This window comes from Candidatus Uhrbacteria bacterium, assembly GCA_016187485.1.
In the GTDB taxonomy this organism is placed as follows: domain Bacteria; phylum Patescibacteriota; class Patescibacteriia; order UBA9934; family UBA10169; genus JACPJO01.
In genome coordinates, this window is record JACPJO010000005.1 from 249,394 (window position 1) to 269,297 (window position 19,904).

Sequence of the window (19,904 nt, forward strand, 5' to 3'; positions counted from 1 at the left end):
TTATAGCACAGCCTCACTTCCTTTCCATTCTGCATATAGTTTGCCCGCAGCCGCAACGGCAAATGGAGGCACGAGAATATGTACGCCCGGAATAAGGAGGAGGAGCACGAGAGGAAGTGCGAAAGCGGCCACGGATACCGGGTGAGTAAGAAGCAGACGAACACGCGCGGGAAATCGCTCTCCTTGCAAGGTGAACGCCTCGCCGAAAAACTCAAAAGCAAGCAAGAGGGCGCCGAGCAGAATCACTCCAATGGCATAGATGAGAGAACCGATCCCGGGCAAAACATTGATGAGGAGAAGAAGCGTGTGGCCCAAGAGAAACAGAAGAATAAGCTGGATGGTGTAGACGATACCGCGTTGTATCTCCTGCCAAGCGGACACTTCCTTTGTTATCATCCCTGCCTCGTGCAAAACAGCACGGGCAATGTCCCCATACCACGGAGCACCGATAATAAGCGTTGTGGCGCTAAAGAAAAGAATACCCATTATAAGGATAACGAGTCCTAACAGAATCCCTGCGCCAATCGCAAGAGCACTCGTGAGCGTCCCGGCAGGAATAAGAAAGGCAAACAACGCCATCCCTCCCCATACCCCCAGACCAACAAAGAGAATAAGGAGAACCGCGTTTATAAGCGCCGGTACCCACAACAGACGACGGCGATCCGCCGAATCCATCACGAACCGCCAGCTCCAGGCAAACGCCCTAAGACTTTTCTGCACCTCCTTCATAGGGACGAAGATGATAGCGGCGTTCAATGGTGCGAATCGCCTGCCGGACAATGTCTTCCATATTTTCGTAGCTCGACCGTTTCAGGACGTCGTACATAGGCACCCACAGCCCGCGTTTGATCTGCTCACCGTGTCCGCCGAGACGCCGTTCAATGCGAATGTTGGCATGGCGATCCGTCTCGAACAAATAGTAATGGATGAACTTGTGAATCAGATACCCCTTGTAAACGAATCGATCACGGAACCAGATGTCGTTCGTTCCAAGACGCCGAAGCAACCGCAGATTGCGCACGCCCATCTCTTCATAAATTTCGCGCGCGGCGCATTCCACCAACCGTTCTCCTCGACGCACATGTCCCTTCGGGAACGCGAGCTTGCCATAAGAATCCACGATCATCGCAAACACCACGCCACGTTGCGTGCGCTTAAACACGATACCGCCCGCCGCAACTTCACGGCGCATCTTGGGCGCAGGTTTCGCCGCGGGTTCCTGTTCGTGGAGTTCAGTTTCTACCGGCAAGGTTTGCATACGTTCCTAAAATGATTTCCCCCGCCGCTTCCATCTGCGGGTCTTCCCCTGCTGCCGCATCTTCTGCCGTAAACGCTACAGAAATATCCGGTGTAATCCCCACTTCGTGAATGGAATGGCCATTTGGCGTAAGCCATTCCGCCACGGTTAGCTTCACAGATGAATCATCCGGCAGTGTTTGGTAGTCCTGCACAGAGCCTTTGCCAAAGGTCTGTTCTCCCACAATCGTTGCCAGACCATAATCCTGAAGAGCCCCGGCAAAAATTTCCGACGCACTCGCCGAGCCGCCATTGACCAGCACCACGGTCTTCATCTCGGCAAGACGCGCCTGCCCCGACGCGCGGATAGGCGTGTCCACACCCCGTACGCGCTCGATCACCGCCGGTCGACCGGCAACCCACTCGCCGGTAATACGCACGACTTCATCAAGCAGACCGCCGGGGTTGTTGCGGACATCCACCACGATCCCCCTTACATCCTTCGTGAGAATGTCTTGCACCGCCTCCTCAAAGAGAGAGAACACCTCTTCGTTAAAGAATACGATAGTGATGCGCGCCACGTTATCTTCTCCCACTTCCCACTTCACACTTTTTATGCGAATGGTGCCGCGCGTAATCGTGCTCTCAAATGCTTCGCCACGCCCATCGCGCGCAAAAAGAATTGTCACAGCTGTCCCTCCCGGACCGCGGATTTTTCGCACAGCGTCTTCCACCGTCATACCAGACGTATCCTCTCCATCGATAGCAAAAATCTTGTCGCCTGCCAGCACACCGGCTCGGGATGCGGGAGTTTCAGGAAGCGGTGCGATCACTTGAAGCTGCTCATCGCGAATGCCAATTTCCATCCCCACTCCCTCGAAACTTCCATTCAGCTCTTCTTGAAATGCTTCTGTATCTTCGGGGTTAAAGAATGTGGAGTACGGATCTCCGGCCCCCGCCACAAGTCCACGAAGGGCGCCATAAAATAATTCCTTGTCGGACACCGGCTGGCGATAGTAATTGTCCTTGATGTAGTTCCACACATCCCAGAAGAGACCGAAATCGACATCCTCGGAAAAGGAGGGGCTGGCAAAGTTGCCGATCCCAAGAACACGCCCTTCCCCCTCTGGCACACGCGCGCGGCCGCTTGTCTCACGCCCCACAAAAAACCCCGTGGCAAATCCGACAATAATCAGCACGGCAAAAAAGAGGCCCAAGACTGATCGGGAAAATGTTCGCTTCATAATCTCCCCCAGTGTACCGGAGGCCTTGACCCTGGTCAAAGGAATTGGTAGAGTCGCTGGTCTGCAGGAGTCTTTCTGCAGAAAGGAGCGCACGATGAGCCTCCCGGAATCTTGGACCTCTGAAAAACCGATTCTCGTATACCTCGACTTGGCAAACATGCGCCATGGGCAGGGTCTCGACCCGAGCCTCCTCACCCAGCGCATGCGATTCGTTCACATGGTGGCACGGCGGCACGGACGTATCCGGCGCATGGTGCTCTTTATGGACGTCGTGGCATTCGAGCCAATCTTGGAGCCGGTTGCCGAAGAAGCTGCGCGGCTCGGATTCATCATCCAGCACTGCCCACCCTTCGTGGGCAGGACACGCAAAGAGAGTGTGGATCGGCACATCCTCTGTGAACTCCAGATGCTTCTGGGAGAGGGCATTCGTCCGCACCAGGTGATTCTGGGTTCGGGAGACGGCGACTTTGCCGATGCCGCCACGTACCTTCGCAACAATGGCCACTTCGTGATGGTTTTCCATGTGGGGCACGCCGCGCGAGTTCTCCTCGAGGCGGCAGATGCTTCCTACTCGCTGCGTCACCCCGCACAAGCAGGCGCGGCCGCGCGGCACGCTGCCTTGCACCGTTTTGTGCAAGAGCACCTCGAGGACCTGCGCCTGCGCATACAGGGGTTTGGAAAGACACGTCACCTTACCCCCGCGGAGTATCGCCTGCTGCGCGCACTCATCATCGCCATCAACTACCACGTGTCGCAGCCTTCGGCACTCACGGACACGGATCTGGCGGTAGCTCTGCATCGGATTTCGAGGACGGCGTACCTCGAGACCATCGAGATACCCTTCTTCGACCTGACAGTCTCAAACATCGGGTTCATAAACAGAATCTGGACAAGGAAAACTCCAGACCACATCGCCCTTCTTAGAGTGGAACACCCTCTCGTCCAGTTCATCCTGGAAAAGTGGCGGCCAATCGAGGAGGCAATTCTGCAGGAAAGCCCTTCCCCTGTGGAAGAAACCGGTGAGACGCCTGGAACAGAGGATCCGGCAGATGCAGAAGGGCCTGTCATGGGCGCCGAGACATCCGGAGCGGATTCCACAGAGCCGGCGACCGATACGACAATGTCGGAAACCGCAGAGACGGCACCCGACACCACAGAGGCAGAGCTGGGACTTCCACAAGAAGTGATCCCGCTCCGCCTTCCAAGTCCGGTGCCTCTCCACAACGGCGCGCTCGCCACATGGGCGCTCGATCAGCTCAAGGAACGCCTCGCCCAAGCACGTCCTGGCGACCGGACGCGCCAGCCAGCGTCAGTCGTAAGCTGGCTCATGGGCCAAAGTCCTCCTCCCTCTCCATCCCGCGAGGACATCCGCGTGGCGTTGGAAGATCTGGTAGCACAAGGCGACTTGACCCGACGGGGTTCGGGAAGTCGCACGTACTTTTTCCTGCGCTGGGAATCATAGACCAGCGCTTCTCCCAAGCCCGGGTTTCCGGGCTTTTCAAATTGCCGTTTTTCTGCAACAATGCCGCCCATTATGGAGAAGCACGCACGCAGTATTCTTTTCTGGAGCTTCTTCTTTGTTTTTCTCCTCATCGCTCCGCTGGTGATTCTTTATACATCAGGTTACCGCTATAACCCTGCCACGAAACGCTTGGCGCAAACCGGGGGAATCTCTGTCACTTCCATCCCGCGCGGAGCCGCGCTTACACTGAACGGCAAACGCACAAAGTATCTCTCTCCAGCGCTTCTACGATTCGTCCCCCCAGGAGCCGCAACTCTGCGGATTTCCAAAGAGGAATTTTTGCCTCTCGATATGCGCTTCCCCGTTGTGCGCAGACAGACCGCACTGCTTGAAGACATTGTCCTATGGCGCAGAAGCGTGCCGACGCCGCTTGAGCAAGACCCCACTCTTCTTACCCCCAATCACCGAGGAACAACATATGCCCTCGCCGTCACAAGCGGAAACTGGACCGAAGTATGGATGGTAGATTTTCGCGATCCCAAGAAACGTCTCTTGATCACCCGTCTGCCCTCACTCGCAACAGGTCGCCTTATCATTGAATGGTCGCCAGACGACGAGTGGATTCTGCTTGTGCCGAAGGACAGGCCCGCAGATTCTCTCTTTGTGCGATTCGACGGGACACAGCCCGCACGCACAGCAGAAACCATTTCAAAAGCTCTAACCTCCCCGCTTTCTTCCATCACCTGGATAGAAGGAGATCCCCACCGACTTCTGGCCACGACAAAAAATGGAAGCCTTCTGTGGGAACCAGGAAGAGCAGCGGAAAATATTCCCGTTGAAGCCGTGCTCGCAAAACGGGGTGAGCGCATCTACACGCTGGCCACGGACAAAAATAGAACAGTTGTCATGGAAGGATACGGACTGGAAGGGATGCCCCTCGCAAGCCTTCCGCCCTCTTCTTATCGTTTTGCGGAAAGTCCAGAAACATATCTGACGCTCTCTGATAAAACATCGCTTGTGGTTCTCTCTCTTGCATCAAAGGAAAACTCGCTCGTTCTTAAAACCGACGCCACCATGTTTGCATGGAGTCCAGACAAGAAAAGTATTGCGTATAGTAATGGGTACACAACCGCCCTTCTGCATCTGCCGTCTGGAAAGACAACAATCCTTTCGCACACAAGCGACCCCTCAACCGCACTCGCGTGGCACCCGAAAGGCACAGCGCTCGTGATAGCAGAAGCAAAAGAACTTGTCGCGTATGACCTCTCCGTGGGTCGTGCAGTAACGCCTCTCACGGCTGCACGCGGTGTATCAACAATTATCTTTGAAAAAGACGGGGAAGCGTTTTGGTTTTTGGGGAACGTGAATGAGGCCAACGGGCTTTACCAAATACGCGTGCGCTAAAGTTCCACTTTTGAATTTTCGCCAATAACCATGCGATGTCCCGAATGCGGGAGAGAGTCCCCCTTTGCCGTCACTTCGGTGTTGCGTCCGAGAATCGAATCCACAATACGCTCTGGCGAAGTGATCTTCGCGCCTTCAAGCACAATCGAGTGTTCAATTTCGCCCCCGTCGATGACGACGTCATTTCCGATGGCGGTGTAGGGACCGAGATACGCGTTCTGAACGGCAACGCGTTCGCCAATCGTCACCGGACCTCGAATCACGACGTCGGAGCTGATATGAGCGGCGGCCTCGATACGCACGGGGCCCTGAATCGTCGCACCAACCTCAACCGTCGCTCCCGCATCGATCGTCCAAAACGCGCTTGGTTTGTCGTTCATGATGAGCTGGTTCCCCTCAAGAAAGTCACGCGGCATGCCCGTGTCCTTCCACCACCCCGTGATTTCTTCCGCACCGACCTTGTAGCCATTTTGTAAAAACCACGTGTGGATATCGCTGATCTCGTACTCGCCGCGATCACTCGGTTGGATATTTTTGAACGCCTCAAAAAAACTTTTGTCGTAGAGGTAAATGCCCGTAACCGCCATCTCGCTCGGCGGCACTTTGGGTTTTTCGTGAACGCGCACGAGATTGCCTTCCGCATCGAACTCCGCTACGCCGAGGTGCGTGGGATTCGGGACGTGTGAGAGAGCTAAGAGACAGTGAAGCGCTTCGCGCTCAAATCGTTCCACAAATCGTTTGAGGCTACCCAGAATAATATTGTCGCCCAAGTAGAACACGAACGGCTCCTCGCCGATCCAATGTTGTGCGTTATTGACGGCATGCGCGATGCCCTTCGGTCCACCTTGCTGTTCAAGGTACGTGATCGAAACACCCCAGCGCGAACCGTCGCCAACCGCGCGCTCCATTTCCGCATCGCCCGGATTAATGTTGATAGCGATCTCTTTAATACCCGCTTCAGAAATTTTCTCGATAGCATTAAAAATTAGCGGGCGGTTGGCCAACGGAATCAAATGTTTGTTCATGGTCCACGTGATCGGGCGAAATCGCGTGGCGTGCCCGCCAGCGGCAATGAGAGCTTTCATAAGAGATATTCATTCAATGCCTCTTGCCACAAACGTTGGAGTGGAAGTTTGATGCTCACAAGAGATGCGTCGTGTGGACGAGAAGCGGCTCGAGGAAACATCTTGCCAGAGACGGGCGAAATGTCAATCACCATATCCTTAAGACGAAAGATCTCTTTGGCAAACTCGTACCAACTGCACTTGCCGCTGTTGGCGGCATGGTAGAGGCCGGGAGGATATTTTTCGACGATCTCTCGCGTGGCACGTGCAAGGTCTAGCGCGTACGTCGGACTCGCAATTTCGTCATCCACGAGGTTAAGGTGATCTTTTTTTGAAGCGAGATCGAGCATCAAATCCACAAAACTTTTCTTGCCGCCTTCGCTCACGGCAGGCTTGCCAAAGAGTCGCGCAAGCCGAATGACATAGGCGCGTGCGCCTGACGCAAGCACGGCCTGTTCACCCTTGAGCTTGCTCGCACCGTAGACGGAGATCGGATGCGGCTCGTCCTCTTCCGAGTAGGATCCCTTCTCTCCATCGAAGACAAAATCCGTCCCGTAGTGCACAAACGTTGTATTAAGCTCTCGCGCAATCCGTGCAAGGTTCCCCGGCGCTTCGGCGTTGAGTTTATACGCGAGTTCCTTTCCTTCCTCCTCGGCACGATCGACATCGTTGTAAGCCACGGCATTCACGATCAAATCAGGAGCTAAGCTCCTGATTTTTTCTTCACTAACCGGAGTTAAAACATCGCACTCCTCCCGATCCCAAGCCGTAAGCTCGTGATCGGCAAACGCCTTCACCAGTTCCTGCCCCAGCATCCCCTTCGCGCCGAGAATAAGTGTTTTCATAACGCGCGTATCATAACGAACTGACTACTTTTCCACAAACCACCATTGACTTTTTGAGAAAAGTGTGATGAAATACTTCCGTCGATGAGGCGAAAGCCTACCTCGAGTGTCATACAAACTCCCCCTCAAAGGGAGTTTGTATTTGTTATCCAAGGACGTACGGGACGGTGGAGGTAGTGGTAGCCTCATCGAATTTGACACTCGAGGGCACGGGTTCGATCCCCGTCCGTTCCACCAAACGTACAACCTTGGACTAGAGCGCCCCGCGTCCTCATGACGCGGGGTTGCTGTTTAAGAAAGATTGTTCAGAAATAGATGCTTGCGGTCGCGGTCAGAGATGATCGCTTCAGAAAGTGGGACCGGCCAGGGGATAGCAAGTGTTGGATCGGCGAGGTTGACGGCGGTTGCTGTTTTGTACGCCTCCTCGCTCCAGTGTTTGTTGACACTGTAGAGATAATACACCTCGTCGGTGAGACATTGGTACGAGTTTCCCACACCTTGTGGCACAAAGACGGCTTTGTTGTTGTCGAGTTCAAGCGTTACGACACGACCGAAAGCCTCGCCTTTGCGCAAGTCCACATACGCCACGAACACACGACCCGTCACCACAGAAACGTATTTGTCCCACGGTTCCGCATGAATCCCTCGCGTGACGCCCTTCTTGTTGTACGCAAGCGAGTTCTGCACGACATGGAAACTCTCCGGCATTCCCGCCGCCACGAGCTTTTCTTTTTGATACTTTTCCTGAAACCATCCACGCTCGTCTCCGACGGACGTTACGTCAAACACAATGAGTCCAGAAATCTCGGTCGTATGGCCCGTGACTTGGGTAGTTGGTACGCTCATACCATGTGCCCTTTCGAGGCGTAGTTCTGTTTATAATATTCCAGGTAAGCACCCGATTTGAGCGGCTTCCACCACGCCTCATGCTCCCGATACCACGCAATGGTTTTCTTCAACCCCTCTTCGAAATCCACCCGTGGCCTCCAACCAAGCTCTTGCGTAAGCCTTGTGTGATCCACGGCGTAACGCCAATCGTGTCCCGGACGGTCTTTCACTCGTTCAATCATCTCCTCGCCGACTCCCATGAGCGCGAGGATCTTCTGTGTGAGCTCGATATTTGAAATGCGGTAATCCGTTCCGATGTTGTACACCGAGCCAGACGCCGCTTTTTCTATAATCATTTCAATCGCCGAACAGTGATCTTCTGTGAAAATCCATTCGCGTACATTACTGCCGTCGCCGTAGAGTGGCACTTTTTTGCCCTCAATAAGATTGGTGATAAAAAGTGGAATCACCTTTTCGGGATACTGGTTGGGACCATAGAAATTACAGGAGTGTGTGACAACCACTGGCGTGCCATACGTTTTGAAATAGGCGCTGCACAAATGATCCGCTCCCGCTTTTGCCGCCGAGTATGGCGAGCTTGGATCAAAGCGCGTTTCTTCCGTAAACAATCCGTCCACCGTCGAGCCGTACACTTCGTCTGTAGAGACTTGCACCATCTTTTTAATGCCGAACTTTTTTGTGGATTCAAGCAAATTGTACGTCCCAATAATCTCTGTGTACAAAAAAGCGGTTGGATCGAGAATCGATCGGTCCACATGGGTCTCGGCCGCGTAGTTCAAAATGACATCCACACCCCCTCCAACAACCTCATCCACAATCTTTTGGTCGGCAATGTCTCCTTTTACAAAATGATAGCGCGTATTCCCATCAAGATCTCGAAGATTTTCCAGGTTACCGCAATAGGTAAGTTTATCAAGTACAACCACTTCGACGTTTTCCTGGCGACCCAACAGGTAATGCACCATGTTGGAGCCCATAAACCCTGCTCCGCCAGTAATGAGAACCTTCATAAATCGGTACCAGGTACAAAATATGGATGACTCCCGCACCCTACCTCTTTTTAATCAATTTGAGAACATGCGGACGTGCGAGAGCCCACGCAGCGATAGTCAGACTGTCTTTCACGCGATTCGTTGTGATCGCACGATCCGCCTCCAGAACCGTGAGCCAGCATAAGCTGATCTGCTCCGTTTCGGTAAAGGTAGCTTCTTCTTGTGTCAATCCTGTCGCAAGAAAAACCTGCGCTTTCTCATCCGAAAGACCGTTGTTGGAGTAAAAATCTCTGATTTTTTTGAGATGTCGCGCGGTAAGACCCGTCTCCTCCTTAAGCTCCGCCGCCGCTGTCTGACGAAACGTATCCGCTGGCTTCACTCCACCTCCCGGAAGCTCCAGACCGACCTTTTGAAAGAGATAACGATAATTGTTAATCCATGCGACCCTTCCCTCTGCATCTACCGCAACAATAAAAGCAACCCCGGGCGTATGCATGTAATGAAACCGACCCTTCTTCCCGCTCGGCAACTCAAATCGATCGAGCCGATATTCCCACCATGGATTTTTCTTCACGACCTTCGTCGAAAGTGTTTTCCATTTTTTCATAACGCGGCACGGATGTTCTCGGCAAGAGTTGGCAAGTCAGGTTTGGGATCCATCTGTCCCCACAGCGCCTTTCCGTCACCTGCCTTGCGCGGAAGGATATGGAAATGCGTGTGCATCACCATTTGACCCGATACTTTGCCTGTATTGCACGTGAGATTAAATCCTTCCGCCCCAACGGCCTTCAAAATTCCCGGAGTAATCTTTTGTACCGCCGCAACCGCAGCTTCCGCTTCGTGCGGTTCAAGACCAAGCATGTTTTCGGAGTGCTTTTTGGGAACGACAAGCGTGTGTCCGAGAACGCTTGGAAAAATATCGAGGAATACAACGACATGATCGTCCTCGTAGAGTTTGTGCGAGGGCAACTCGCCCGCAATAATTTGGCAAAAAATACAAGGCATATATTTAGGAGTTTGAAACGAGGAGAACCCGATAAGCAATGTAGGGGATGAGGGCGCTTAGGAAGGTGAAGAGAATCCGATACTCCTCAAGCGGACGGCCGAGGTTCCATGTGACGATCGTGGCCCCAAATCCGAAAAGAACGACGATGCCACGCTCGACTCCTGCATGCCGCTCGATAGGAATACCCTTTGCCGCGAGGACAATGTAGAGGGCGAGGCCGATCAACAAAAGCCAGTGCGCCGAGAGATAGTTGGATACAAGGCCCGGAAATGTCACGTCTAAAAAAACAAGCAAGAAATACATGGCGATGGAGAGCAGAAACGCAAAGCGGATATACATATCAAGGGCGCACAGCCTGCCATATGCGGCGCAAAGCCGTCGCAAGAGTGAGGGGGGTGCGCGATAAGGTCGCCTTGTAACTATGCACGTCAAGCGACCCCTGTGTATCGTAAATCCCAGGAAGCGAAAGCGCAAATTTCCACGCTCCGCGCATCTTCGCCAGCATCTGCGCATCAAATGTCGCTTGTGCCAACACAAGCCCGTCCCTTTCTTCCGGCGGTGTGTAGGTCGCCACGACGTAATTAATCCCGCGTGCATCAAGATGTGTATCCCATTCCAGACGGAGAGGTTCCGGATTGAAGAAAGATTCTGCGGAGAGAGCGAAATGCCCGGCGCCGCGAAGAAGGATGTCCCCCTTTGGAATGTCTGCCACCACCACGTTTGCCTCGCGCACGCGCACGCGCGCCTGCACAAACGGTTCCTCCACCGCCACAAGCATGCGCCCAAAGGTCACTTCCTGCACGCCCTCCGCATGTTGCGTTTCCAGACTCACATTTTTTGCGTCTGTCCACACGCGTGTTGCGCGCACACCCTCACGATACCCCACTTCATCACCAAGAAAAATCTGATGCAAAAACACAAGCTTTTGTTGCGGCGTCGTGATACGACGGATAAAGATGTCTCGATTGGCTTTCCAGATAATTTTGTACACGCCATCGGGCACCTGTGCGCGCACGGATACCTCGCGAAGTGCACTCCCCTCTCCTCCGCTTCCCACATTCCCATCATCCCCGATAGCCTTAGCGGCCACAAGCTCGTTTGATTGGTTGAACACAAGAAGTTCAATCGGGTCTTCCCCCTGCGTTCGGTTCATGTCGGTATAAGCAACAGTAAACCGAAGCTCCTCGCCAGAGATGTAGGTGAGCGCCTCGTGCGCTCCGCGAAGCGAGACAGAAAATGTCTGTGGTACAGACATGGGACGGTATCCCGATAATCGGAACGGGCGATCGAACCGATAATGATACGTCGCAATCTCTGAAAGCGGCGGCGGATTCACTAAAAAGTCCGCAAGGGAAGCGTAAACCCCCGTTCGATCGTAGAGGACGACATCTCCCTCACGGCGCTCCGTCCAATCAAGTGCGTCAAGCAGTTTGTTTTCCAGAGGCTTCAGGGTGTACGCGTCGCTTTCTGGATTTACCAACCCGCCGATTTCCACCACGGGAAGTTCCGTGGGTTTATAGGCCACTTGCACCTTCACCGTCTCAAAATCGGTTGGCGGAGCAAGCGTGATATACACGGGATCCCCAACAACTGACTGGAACGACCGGCCGTCCTCGTCCACATATACCTCTTCGGTACGTTCGTCAGGCAACGGGCGACTCCAGAATGGTGACGACTTCCCCGTTTCTCTTTGGATAGTAAGCGTGCCCGTGGGAACAAGTTCACGAGAAAGAAGAAAACCGACAAGCCCCACAGCGGCCGCAAGAAGAACGCCTTGATAGAGACGATAGACAACCGTCTTCATAGCGACGCAAATTGATACAGCGTTTGATCTCCCATTGTCCAACGTTCCTCTGCTCGCAGACCACGAGGAGAAAGCAGTGTGCCGTTCAAGTACAAGAGGTCGTCTGCGGGAAGAGTGAGACCGAAGTAATACAGAGGTACGTCGCGCGTAACAAGAAGAGGGAGGACATCCAGAGTCGCCTCTCTGCGCAACGGCGTCACGACGCGGCGACGTGGAAAAAGAACTTTGTCCGCGCGGTCAACCACAATCACACTGTCCGCTTCCGTACGCGAGATAATTTCTGCGCGCACCTCTACGTTCTCCAAAAGTATGCGGCGCGTAGCTAATAGTCCATCGTCGGGGTGAAAGTAGACGATACGAATGGAGAAAAAAACAACAAGGAGAATAAGTGCGGATGCCAGCATCCCGCGGCCGGTAGCATGGCGAACACGCGCCAGAAAACTATCCAGGGCAAGCGCGGCGGGGATCGTCATAGCAAACGAGAGCGGGAGCCAGTACCGTACATAGGAATTTGCCAGCGTCTCTGCTGTGGGGTCCGGCGTATCGGAAATATTCCACGAGCCGTAGAAGAGCACAAGATAGGTCCCGGCAAGAAGAGAGGCAAGCCCTATGGCACGCCCAGAGCGGGTAGCAAAAAGAGCGGGAAGACCGAGCAGAGCGAGAAGGGCAATCCACCACATCCGTTCAAATTGATACGTCGCAACCTTCCCGAGAGCCGCCTTCGGAGCGATCCCAAAGGGAAAAAGAACGCGTGTATCCTCGCTCTGAACAGACAACAGGCTACGAGAAACTGATAACGAGGAACTGGCAACGTTCGTTGCGTATCCCGTTCGGAGGGGCGAGCCAAAGGCAATCGTGTTCCAGAGAAAAAACGGGGCGGCGAAAAGAAGCACGCTCACAAAAAGCAGACTAATCTGTTTCCAAGAGAGGGCTCGGGGGAAAAAGAAAAGGAGGACGGCACCAACACCGGCAATCCATATCCCCTCGGAAGTGCGGAAAAAAAGGGCTGTGCCAAGAGCAGCCCCAGCAAAAAAGAGGTCTCGCCAGCATGGAGAGGGCCACGAAGAAACAACCCTCACAGAGCGGCGCGTTAATGGACGCTCCAAGAGAAAATAAAGTCCGATGATAAGGAGCGAGACGAACGGCACGCTTGGCATGAATAGGCGTGCGCTATAAAACAAGAAGCCTGGTAAAAGAAGAGCGATCCACCCTGCAAGCGTCCCCACGCGTTCCGACACAAACACACGGGCAACAATGCGACGCCACGCACAGAGCGCAAGCACAGCAAGAGCGGGCGTGATCCAGCCTACCATAGCAAACGGCAAAAGAGCGCCAAGAATGCCATACCACACGGGAAGCCCCATAAATCCTACCGGCAAAAGGCGGTCGCCCAAAGAGCGCATGCTTCGCGGCCCCAAAACTCCACCGACCGACGGATTTAGGAACTCTCGCTCCCAAAAGACACCCTCGTCGCGAAATCGCTCGATCACGGTGGCAAAGGCGCGTTCATCCGGCGAGTTGTACATGTCCGGCACGCCCACCGACAAAATAAGGCTTGCAAAAAAGAAGAGAACGAGAGCCACACGCCATACCCATCGCTCTTTACAGACCATAGGTAAACAAACTGATGATCCCAAAAACAATCGCGAGCGATAACGTCCCCACCGAAACCGGAATAAACAAATCCACCCCAAGCCACACGGCTACCAAAAGCGACATTACGCCGACCACTTGTAGAAACATCTTAATCTTCCCCCACACGTTTGCCGTCACCGCAATCCCCTGTCGCTTGCGGATAAGACCGCCCATGACAATGGTAAGCTCCACAAAAATGATGAGGAGGCCAAACAATATGTTAATATGTTGCATGACAATGAGCAGCACGACCGAGCTGATAAGAAGTTTGTCGGCCACGGGGTCATAAAATGTGCCCCACGCCGTTATCTGCCTTCGGGTGCGGGCCAGTGTGCCGTCAAGAGCATCCGTGAAGGCCGCAAACAAAAAGAGCGGCACGCCGACACGATAACTTTCTTCCGCTAAGAGCCACAGCACAAGCGGCGTCAAGGTCATGCGTAGAACGGTAAGGTGGTTCGGCCGGAGCCACAAGGGAAAAAGGTCTGTGAGCACGCGTAAGAGGTGGTCGAACGGATAGAGCTTAAGCGGATCGCGGTCCTTCATAAGAAGCACAGTTTTGGGATACAATAGCCTGCATATGCTCGCACGAGCGCCGATCAACTATACCATCGCCAGCTTCTTCTATCTAGCGGTATTCGTGGCAAACCGATTTGTTTTCGCATCTCCCCTCATCGGTGTCATTCTCCTCGGCCTCTTCTTTGCTCTCTTTGGCCGACAGCTTGGCGCGTGGTGTGTGCGGAATCTCTCCGTGTGGTGGCAAACCGCGATCGGGAGCGTGTTGCTTCTGAGCGCACTCATGGTTGCCGGTACAACGCTCTACTACGTCGCCTTTCTTCCAGAAGAACTGTGGGTTGTGCTCGTCCTTCTTACACCTGTGGCGGTCTGGCTTCTTCATCCACATTACCCCGCCTCTTTGAGTGAATTTTGGAAGAGCCGCCCGCATGCCGTTGCCCGCCCCCTTCTTCTCTCCGTCGCCGCGGGAATCGCGTTTCTCGTCGGACTCTTTCTGCTTGTGGGAAATGTTGAAATTCTCGACGCCGTGCGGTCCCCATGGGAGCGTGTCCCCCTCGTTGTTTTTTGGCTTTTCGGTCTCCTTGCACTCATCCTCTCTACTCTTTGTTTCTACGGACGGAGCCGCGCGCTCACCTTCCCCCTCGTTGTCACGTCTCTTTTTTTGGTCCTCGCGGTCGCCATTCTCGTTTATCCCCTCGGATTTGGATTCGACAGCTTCCTTCACCGTGCCACGGAATCCCACATCGCACAGTTCGGTTCTATTGATCCAAAACCTCTGTACTACATCGGGCAATATGTGCTCGTCTTATTCACCAGTTCGGCTTTTTCTCTTTCCCTTCCCCTTGTTGATCGGCTTCTCGTTCCCGTCCTTGCCGCTCTGCTCATCCCCGCCGCGTGGTATTTCGCAAGCGGTACGCTCGGAAAAAATAAACGGGGGAGCTTCTTTTCCCTCATTGGTGTTTTTCTTCTCCCGCTCTCTGGATGGATTGTCACGACCCCGCAGGGACTAGCAAATCTTTGGACGCTCCTCCTCATCCTTCTCTCTCTTCCCTATCTCTCCACCCGCGAAGGGCTGGGCCTCCGCCCTCTTGCCCTCCTCACAGCCGCCGCACTCGCCATCCATCCGCTCGCCGGCATTCCCGCCCTTCTCTACCTTGCCCTCGTCATCGCGCATGTGCACAGCTCTAAAAAAGTCCTTTGGCTTGTCGCGCTCGGAGGAAGCGTGAGTTTGCCCATCATCTTTGCTATCAACTCGGCCATCTCCGGCCTTCCCATGCGGTTTGACCTCTCCGCTGTCTCTCCTCTCTCCTGGCTCGACTCCATGCGTCTCAATTTAGTCTTCCAAAGCGGCTACGACATTTTGCTTGACGTTGTCTATCTCTTTTCTGCTAACCACCTCCTTCTTTTCCTTCTCATCGGTGGCTGGATGCTCTGGAGCTTGCGACATGCGATGCCGGCTTCTCTTCGTCTCCCCGCCATCATGGCCGGCGTCATGCTCATCAACTATCTATTCTTATCGAGTGCCGTCGAGTTCAGTTTCTTGATTGATTACGAACGGTCCAACTACGCCAACCGCCTTCTGGTTCTTGTGTTCTTTTTCTTGGCGCCCTACCTCCTTTTATTTTTGTCGCGCACGTGGGAACGTGTAGCGAATGGCCCTGTGGTGAGTCGTGCCTTCCTCTGCATCATCGTTGCATCCCTCCTCACGAGCCAGTTCTACCTCACCTACCCACGCCGTGATAACTACGAGACGAGCCACGGGTTCAACACAAGTGTGGCAGATGTTGCCGCTGTGGAATACATTCACGAGAACGCGCCGACGGACTACCTTGTGCTCTCCAACCAGCAGGTAGCCGCAGCCGCTGTGGAGCGCTACGGGTTCCTGCGATATTACGATGACGCCTTTTACTACCCTATTCCCACCGGCGGCGAAATGTACCAGAAGTTTCTTGCTATGAACGAACGGCCGACACGCGAGATTATGCTCGAAGCCATGCAGAAAGCCAGCGTGTACACGGCGTATTATGTCGTAGACAATTATTGGTGGGAGGCGCCGCGGATTATTGAGACCGCAAAAACTAACGCGGACGAATGGATCGCCCTTCGTGAGGGGGCAGTGCACGTGTTTCGTTACAATCGGCTAGATCGTTGAAAGAAGATGAAGAAAACGTTCTCGATAAAGATCCGCGCTGAATCGTTCCGCGCGCGTTTTGATTTCTTCTCTCGCGTTGGGTCGCGTAAGAACCACGTTGATCTTCTGCGCGAGTTCTTCCGCGTTTCCCGGCGTCACCAGTTCACCATCTCCCACTTCTAACAACTCCGGGATACCCCCAATGCGCGAAGCAACCACCGGCGTGCCCACCGATAAGGATTCCAAAATTACGTTGGGGGTATTTTCATAACACAAAGACGGGACGACAACCACGCGCGCGTGCTGCATGCGCGCGTGTACTTTTGCAGGCGAGAGCCGGCCCAACACTTCCACCGACGCGCAGCTTCCCACAAACGCCGCAACTTCCTTGACGAGCGATCCGTCTCCGGCAACGGCCAATCGCGCGCCTTGCACATGTGGCCATGCCTCAAGCAGTGTACGGAGTCCCTTGTGAGGCTCAAGCTGGCTTACACACAACACGACCGGTTCTTTTGTCTCCCCTCCAGATTCATCGGCCACAAGCGTCGGATCCCACGACACGGGATTTTGCACAACGGCTGTCTGGCTATCCGGGAAAAATCCTGCCGCGCGGTGCTCATCCAAAAGATAGCGCGAGGGTGACACGACAAGGGCGGGATTGCCAATCAAGGAACGCGTCGTCGCCATATAGCGGCCCTGAAAAAAACTCTCGGTCTGCCAATGATGTTCCGCCCCCCATATCTTGAGCCCGCTTGGCACAAGAAGTTGAAGATCGTGGAGGACGTGCACGTGCGGGATGCCGCTTGACTGAATTGCGCGGAACGCTTGAAGACCAAATCCCTTCATGTTATGCGTCACAATGAGATCCGGCTGCTCCGTCTTGATAGCAGAAACGACAAGGGCCGCGGGAAACCTTCCAAACGTGTCGCGCGCGTGCCACAGCATGCGTTTCCAAAACGGCTGCCCGGCATCGTGTAGCGTGTGATACAGATTGCGCGGCCGGAAACGCCGAACCGTGAGCCCCGACTCCATACGTGTCTCGGGCATCGCGCCGGACGGAGTGGTGGAAAGAACCACGACTTCGTGGCCGGCACGTGCTAAAAGCTTGGCCTGCAGCTCGGCGATACGCTCCGCGCCGCCGCGCACGAAGGGCGGAAAAAGATTGGAGAGAAGAAGAATCTTCACACGGATTTCACAAGGCCGCGGTACACACTTGCAAGCCGTTCAATGATAGGCGGCCAGGCATACTCAATCTCGGCACGGCGGCGCGCCTGTTCCCCCATGCGCTCCGCAATCGTCGGGTTTGTCACAAAGGTGCGGAGCGCACCGGCCAACGATGTTGCATCGCGCGGCGCGGCTCGCAGTCCCGTCTGTCCATCAAGCACGACCGTGCGCACACCGGGCAGATCGCTCACGACGGAGGGGATGCCGCTTGCCGCCGCCTCAAGCGTCACCATGCCAAACGCCTCCGAACGGTCGGTCGAAGGCAGAACATGCACCGTTGCGGCGCGGTAATAATCGGGAAGATCTTTGTGCGCCACTTTGCCGGCAAAATGCACGCGCTTGGCCACGGCGCTTATTTGCGTCATGGCTTCATAACTTGCGCGCGCATTTCCCTCGCCCACAATGAGCGCGTGCCAGCCCACATCGGCCATCTTCTCAAGCGCATCCAGAAGAACGGCGACACCTTTGAAGTAATGCGCATCGTCAAGGCCACCCACAAACAAAATCACCGGCTCCGTGTCGGGGATATTATGGCGCGCACGAATAGAGGGGGCGCGTCCGGGCGAAAACCGTTCAAGGTCTACGCCAAAGGGAATCTCCTCCACGCGCATATCGTCCAAAATAAGCCGGATGTCGGATGACTCGGCGTAGTCCATCGAGCTCACCAGAATCCTGTCCGCACGACGCATGATGGACGGCATGAGCGCGCGGCGGTGCGCCGCAAATACAAGCCGCTTCGCGCCATGCGCCACAACGTCCATGTGGTATGTCACGACAAGCGGAATTTTTTTGTTGGTCAGCTCCTCAAACGCCACGACCTCCGCTCCTCCAAAAAACGGGTAATGCAAGTGGATCAGATCATACTGCGACAAGACACTGCGCAGACGTGGAATAAATGCGGCATTTCCCCACTCCACCAGCGGTGCCATGCGGTGCACATACGGAGGATCCTCCGTATAGTGATTCGTCCTGTATGCAGGCGTGGTCACATGCACATCCATCCCCGCATCGCGGAGCCGACTCGTGTATTCTTGCGCAATGGCTCCGATTCCTCCCGCATACGGAGGATACACGGGGGTCACCTGTACTATTTTCATAGACATCTCTTTGCAATAATCCAATAGAGAGCGAGGGAGGGATTTAAAAGCGCGCGTACAAAAAACCGATCAACCTCTTGATGCTTGATGCGCCCAACAAACAGCGCACAAACTTCGCGGTCACTTTGCATACGCAGTTGCCCTATCATTTTGCGCGTTTTCCGTATATAGCGCCAGCAGCACGGGTCTACCATCCACAACCAACTGCGCACTTTTTGCCCTCCCCAGCCGCCAGAGAGCGCGCCTGCGAACACAACTGCCTCCATAAAAAGAAGGGCCGGAGCAAGAAGAAGGAGGCTCCGCCACGACAAATGGGAAATATGCGTGAGCAGGCGGTTGCGCTCCATCCAGTACATTTTTTTCGTACTGCGGCGAAATTCGTAATCATGAAAAACTTCCGCCGAAGGGGCAAGGATACTCTCCCACCCTGCAAGTCGCAGTCGCCACCCCATTTCCAAATCTTCGTGGTACATCCAAAAAAACTCTTCCAGTAGTCCAACATCACGAAGGGCTTTTGCGCGATAGAGCACTCCCGCACCGCTTGCGTACCCGATCCTCTCTCCCTCTCTGTAGGCATATGACGTGCGGAACTCTCCAAGATTACGTGTGATGCCAAACCCAAGATAGTGTATATCGTTGCCGCTTGTGTTGATACGTGTCGGATCATTCCACAGAAGAATCATTGGCTGCACGGCACCGGCTTGTGGATGCACCTCTGCCACACGAACAGCTTCGCTGATTGTTGTAGGAGCGAGTTTCGCGTCGTTGTTGAGGAGAAACACATAGTCATAGCCGTGATCAAGCGCCCAGCGGATGCCTTGATTATTCCCTTTTGCAAAGCCAACGTTTTCGTCATTCTCCACAAAGATGACTTCGGGAAGATTACGACCGGAACGCGGCACGATATGCTCACGCACATATCGCGCGGAAGGGCCGTGACACGAATTGTCTACAATCACCCACGCCACGTGGTCACGCGGGTATACCGTCTCCGTCAAAGACAAAGCCGCCTCGTTGAGGTAACGAGGCTCGTCGTAATAGGTAAGCGAGATGACGGCGACACGCTTAGTCATGAGGATCTTCCTTAAGAGCAATGGAGCGCACAAGCTGGCTCATGTCCTGTTCCACGCGCTCCAGTTTCACAAAGAGACGAAAGACCAGATAAAAGAGCGCGGCAAGCGAGACATAAATGACGAGATCTGCACCGCGGCCTACTCCAAGCCGATTGGCAAACCACTGGGTTGTCTGCGGCAAAAGCGCCACAAGTCCGACCGCAAGCCAAAACAACACCCACCCCGCGGCCCGCACAAGGGAAAGCTGGCCTCGCCGCACTTGGCCGAGCGCGCGCACGATGGCAAACAGACAGAACAAGAGAATAGCAACTTGAATACCGAGCAT

Annotated in this window: 20 protein-coding genes and 1 tRNA gene; 4 read left to right on the plus strand and 17 right to left on the minus strand. The window is 54.4% G+C overall.

The genetic code is table 11. The annotated features are described in order from the left end of the window. Genes HYW18_04025 through HYW18_04035 form a run of 3 tightly spaced genes read right to left on the minus strand, consistent with a single transcriptional unit; the run spans position 1 to position 2,480 of the window. Entirely contained in the window at positions 1-729 is a 729-nt protein-coding gene (locus tag HYW18_04025; protein ID MBI2485283.1) for an EI24 domain-containing protein, read from the minus strand. Beyond that, entirely contained in the window at positions 704-1,258 is a 555-nt protein-coding gene (locus HYW18_04030; GenBank protein MBI2485284.1) for an NUDIX domain-containing protein, read from the minus strand. Before HYW18_04030 ends, HYW18_04025 begins: the two co-directional genes overlap by 26 nt. Then, positions 1,233-2,480, minus strand: coding sequence for a S41 family peptidase (locus HYW18_04035; protein ID MBI2485285.1), 1,248 nt, complete (start codon positions 2,478-2,480; stop codon positions 1,233-1,235). Before HYW18_04035 ends, HYW18_04030 begins: the two co-directional genes overlap by 26 nt. A gap of 94 nt (positions 2,481-2,574) precedes the next feature. Here HYW18_04035 and HYW18_04040 point away from each other — a divergent pair, with 94 nt between their 5' ends. Next, the gene (locus tag HYW18_04040) at positions 2,575-3,942 is read left to right on the plus strand and encodes an NYN domain-containing protein (GenBank protein ID MBI2485286.1); all 1,368 of its coding nucleotides are present in this window, start codon (positions 2,575-2,577) and stop codon (positions 3,940-3,942) included. Between the two features lie 72 nt (positions 3,943-4,014). Further along, positions 4,015-5,346: a PEGA domain-containing protein gene (locus tag HYW18_04045; protein MBI2485287.1), complete on the plus strand. Its 1,332-nt coding sequence runs from the start codon at positions 4,015-4,017 to the stop codon at positions 5,344-5,346. Here the strand turns inward: HYW18_04045 and HYW18_04050 are convergent. Continuing rightward, on the minus strand, positions 5,343-6,431 hold the full coding sequence (locus tag HYW18_04050) for a glucose-1-phosphate thymidylyltransferase (protein ID MBI2485288.1): 1,089 nt from the start codon (positions 6,429-6,431) through the stop codon (positions 5,343-5,345). The genes HYW18_04045 and HYW18_04050 overlap by 4 nt on opposite strands. After that, entirely contained in the window at positions 6,428-7,255 is an 828-nt protein-coding gene (gene rfbD, locus HYW18_04055) for a dTDP-4-dehydrorhamnose reductase (GenBank protein MBI2485289.1), read from the minus strand. The genes HYW18_04050 and rfbD overlap by 4 nt, the downstream gene beginning before the upstream one ends. Before the next feature lie 161 nt (positions 7,256-7,416). On the opposite strand from rfbD, the gene HYW18_04060 reads away from it, so the two are divergent. Beyond that, positions 7,417-7,492: transfer RNA gene (locus HYW18_04060), tRNA-Ser, on the plus strand. Between the two features lie 54 nt (positions 7,493-7,546). Here HYW18_04060 and HYW18_04065 read toward each other — a convergent pair. Genes HYW18_04065 through HYW18_04100 form a run of 8 tightly spaced genes read right to left on the minus strand, consistent with a single transcriptional unit; the run spans position 7,547 to position 14,084 of the window. Next, positions 7,547-8,101 (minus strand): dTDP-4-dehydrorhamnose 3,5-epimerase family protein, encoded by a 555-nt coding sequence (locus HYW18_04065; protein ID MBI2485290.1) that lies wholly within the window; start codon positions 8,099-8,101, stop codon positions 7,547-7,549. Beyond that, positions 8,098-9,114: a dTDP-glucose 4,6-dehydratase gene (gene rfbB / locus HYW18_04070; protein ID MBI2485291.1), complete on the minus strand. Its 1,017-nt coding sequence runs from the start codon at positions 9,112-9,114 to the stop codon at positions 8,098-8,100. Before rfbB ends, HYW18_04065 begins: the two co-directional genes overlap by 4 nt. A gap of 40 nt (positions 9,115-9,154) precedes the next feature. Continuing rightward, complete coding sequence (locus HYW18_04075; GenBank protein ID MBI2485292.1) at positions 9,155-9,703, minus strand: NUDIX hydrolase; 549 nt, start codon at positions 9,701-9,703, stop codon at positions 9,155-9,157. Next, entirely contained in the window at positions 9,700-10,101 is a 402-nt protein-coding gene (locus HYW18_04080; GenBank protein MBI2485293.1) for an HIT family protein, read from the minus strand. Before HYW18_04080 ends, HYW18_04075 begins: the two co-directional genes overlap by 4 nt. A gap of 4 nt (positions 10,102-10,105) precedes the next feature. Continuing rightward, positions 10,106-10,441: a hypothetical protein gene (locus HYW18_04085; protein ID MBI2485294.1), complete on the minus strand. Its 336-nt coding sequence runs from the start codon at positions 10,439-10,441 to the stop codon at positions 10,106-10,108. A 1-nt stretch (position 10,442) separates the two neighbouring features. Further along, positions 10,443-11,906, minus strand: coding sequence for a hypothetical protein (locus HYW18_04090; GenBank protein MBI2485295.1), 1,464 nt, complete (start codon positions 11,904-11,906; stop codon positions 10,443-10,445). Further along, on the minus strand, positions 11,903-13,519 hold the full coding sequence (locus HYW18_04095; GenBank protein ID MBI2485296.1) for a hypothetical protein: 1,617 nt from the start codon (positions 13,517-13,519) through the stop codon (positions 11,903-11,905). Before HYW18_04095 ends, HYW18_04090 begins: the two co-directional genes overlap by 4 nt. Then, positions 13,509-14,084 (minus strand): CDP-alcohol phosphatidyltransferase family protein, encoded by a 576-nt coding sequence (locus HYW18_04100; protein MBI2485297.1) that lies wholly within the window; start codon positions 14,082-14,084, stop codon positions 13,509-13,511. The genes HYW18_04095 and HYW18_04100 overlap by 11 nt, the downstream gene beginning before the upstream one ends. A gap of 34 nt (positions 14,085-14,118) precedes the next feature. On the opposite strand from HYW18_04100, the gene HYW18_04105 reads away from it, so the two are divergent. Further along, positions 14,119-16,206: a hypothetical protein gene (locus tag HYW18_04105; protein MBI2485298.1), complete on the plus strand. Its 2,088-nt coding sequence runs from the start codon at positions 14,119-14,121 to the stop codon at positions 16,204-16,206. Here HYW18_04105 and HYW18_04110 read toward each other — a convergent pair. The 4 genes from HYW18_04110 to HYW18_04125 are packed head-to-tail and all read right to left on the minus strand — an operon-like array spanning position 16,195 to position 19,904. Next, positions 16,195-17,370 carry a glycosyltransferase gene (locus HYW18_04110; protein ID MBI2485299.1) on the minus strand — a complete coding sequence of 392 codons (1,176 nt, stop codon included), beginning with the start codon at positions 17,368-17,370 and terminating at the stop codon, positions 16,195-16,197. The genes HYW18_04105 and HYW18_04110 overlap by 12 nt on opposite strands. Continuing rightward, complete coding sequence (locus HYW18_04115; GenBank protein MBI2485300.1) at positions 17,367-18,512, minus strand: glycosyltransferase family 4 protein; 1,146 nt, start codon at positions 18,510-18,512, stop codon at positions 17,367-17,369. Before HYW18_04115 ends, HYW18_04110 begins: the two co-directional genes overlap by 4 nt. Continuing rightward, positions 18,503-19,579 carry a glycosyltransferase family 2 protein gene (locus HYW18_04120; GenBank protein MBI2485301.1) on the minus strand — a complete coding sequence of 359 codons (1,077 nt, stop codon included), beginning with the start codon at positions 19,577-19,579 and terminating at the stop codon, positions 18,503-18,505. The genes HYW18_04115 and HYW18_04120 overlap by 10 nt, the downstream gene beginning before the upstream one ends. Beyond that, complete coding sequence (locus HYW18_04125) at positions 19,572-19,904, minus strand: DUF2304 domain-containing protein (GenBank protein MBI2485302.1); 333 nt, start codon at positions 19,902-19,904, stop codon at positions 19,572-19,574. Before HYW18_04125 ends, HYW18_04120 begins: the two co-directional genes overlap by 8 nt.

What these genes read in the sequence shown, in the direction of transcription:
- HYW18_04025 (MBI2485283.1), bottom strand. Translation starts at nt 729, where the DNA reads ATGAAGGAGGTGCAGAAAAGTCTTAGGGCGTTTGCCTGGAGCTGGCGG.
- HYW18_04030 (MBI2485284.1), bottom strand. Translation starts at nt 1,258, where the DNA reads ATGCAAACCTTGCCGGTAGAAACTGAACTCCACGAACAGGAACCCGCG.
- HYW18_04035 (MBI2485285.1), bottom strand. Translation starts at nt 2,480, where the DNA reads ATGAAGCGAACATTTTCCCGATCAGTCTTGGGCCTCTTTTTTGCCGTG.
- HYW18_04040 (MBI2485286.1), top strand. Translation starts at nt 2,575, where the DNA reads ATGAGCCTCCCGGAATCTTGGACCTCTGAAAAACCGATTCTCGTATAC.
- HYW18_04045 (MBI2485287.1), top strand. Translation starts at nt 4,015, where the DNA reads ATGGAGAAGCACGCACGCAGTATTCTTTTCTGGAGCTTCTTCTTTGTT.
- HYW18_04050 (MBI2485288.1), bottom strand. Translation starts at nt 6,431, where the DNA reads ATGAAAGCTCTCATTGCCGCTGGCGGGCACGCCACGCGATTTCGCCCG.
- rfbD (MBI2485289.1), bottom strand. Translation starts at nt 7,255, where the DNA reads ATGAAAACACTTATTCTCGGCGCGAAGGGGATGCTGGGGCAGGAACTG.
- HYW18_04065 (MBI2485290.1), bottom strand. Translation starts at nt 8,101, where the DNA reads ATGAGCGTACCAACTACCCAAGTCACGGGCCATACGACCGAGATTTCT.
- rfbB (MBI2485291.1), bottom strand. Translation starts at nt 9,114, where the DNA reads ATGAAGGTTCTCATTACTGGCGGAGCAGGGTTTATGGGCTCCAACATG.
- HYW18_04075 (MBI2485292.1), bottom strand. Translation starts at nt 9,703, where the DNA reads ATGAAAAAATGGAAAACACTTTCGACGAAGGTCGTGAAGAAAAATCCA.
- HYW18_04080 (MBI2485293.1), bottom strand. Translation starts at nt 10,101, where the DNA reads ATGCCTTGTATTTTTTGCCAAATTATTGCGGGCGAGTTGCCCTCGCAC.
- HYW18_04085 (MBI2485294.1), bottom strand. Translation starts at nt 10,441, where the DNA reads ATGTATATCCGCTTTGCGTTTCTGCTCTCCATCGCCATGTATTTCTTG.
- HYW18_04090 (MBI2485295.1), bottom strand. Translation starts at nt 11,906, where the DNA reads ATGAAGACGGTTGTCTATCGTCTCTATCAAGGCGTTCTTCTTGCGGCC.
- HYW18_04095 (MBI2485296.1), bottom strand. Translation starts at nt 13,519, where the DNA reads ATGGTCTGTAAAGAGCGATGGGTATGGCGTGTGGCTCTCGTTCTCTTC.
- HYW18_04100 (MBI2485297.1), bottom strand. Translation starts at nt 14,084, where the DNA reads ATGAAGGACCGCGATCCGCTTAAGCTCTATCCGTTCGACCACCTCTTA.
- HYW18_04105 (MBI2485298.1), top strand. Translation starts at nt 14,119, where the DNA reads ATGCTCGCACGAGCGCCGATCAACTATACCATCGCCAGCTTCTTCTAT.
- HYW18_04115 (MBI2485300.1), bottom strand. Translation starts at nt 18,512, where the DNA reads ATGTCTATGAAAATAGTACAGGTGACCCCCGTGTATCCTCCGTATGCG.
- HYW18_04120 (MBI2485301.1), bottom strand. Translation starts at nt 19,579, where the DNA reads ATGACTAAGCGTGTCGCCGTCATCTCGCTTACCTATTACGACGAGCCT.
- HYW18_04125 (MBI2485302.1), bottom strand. Translation starts at nt 19,904, where the DNA reads ATGCTCGGTATTCAAGTTGCTATTCTCTTGTTCTGTCTGTTTGCCATC.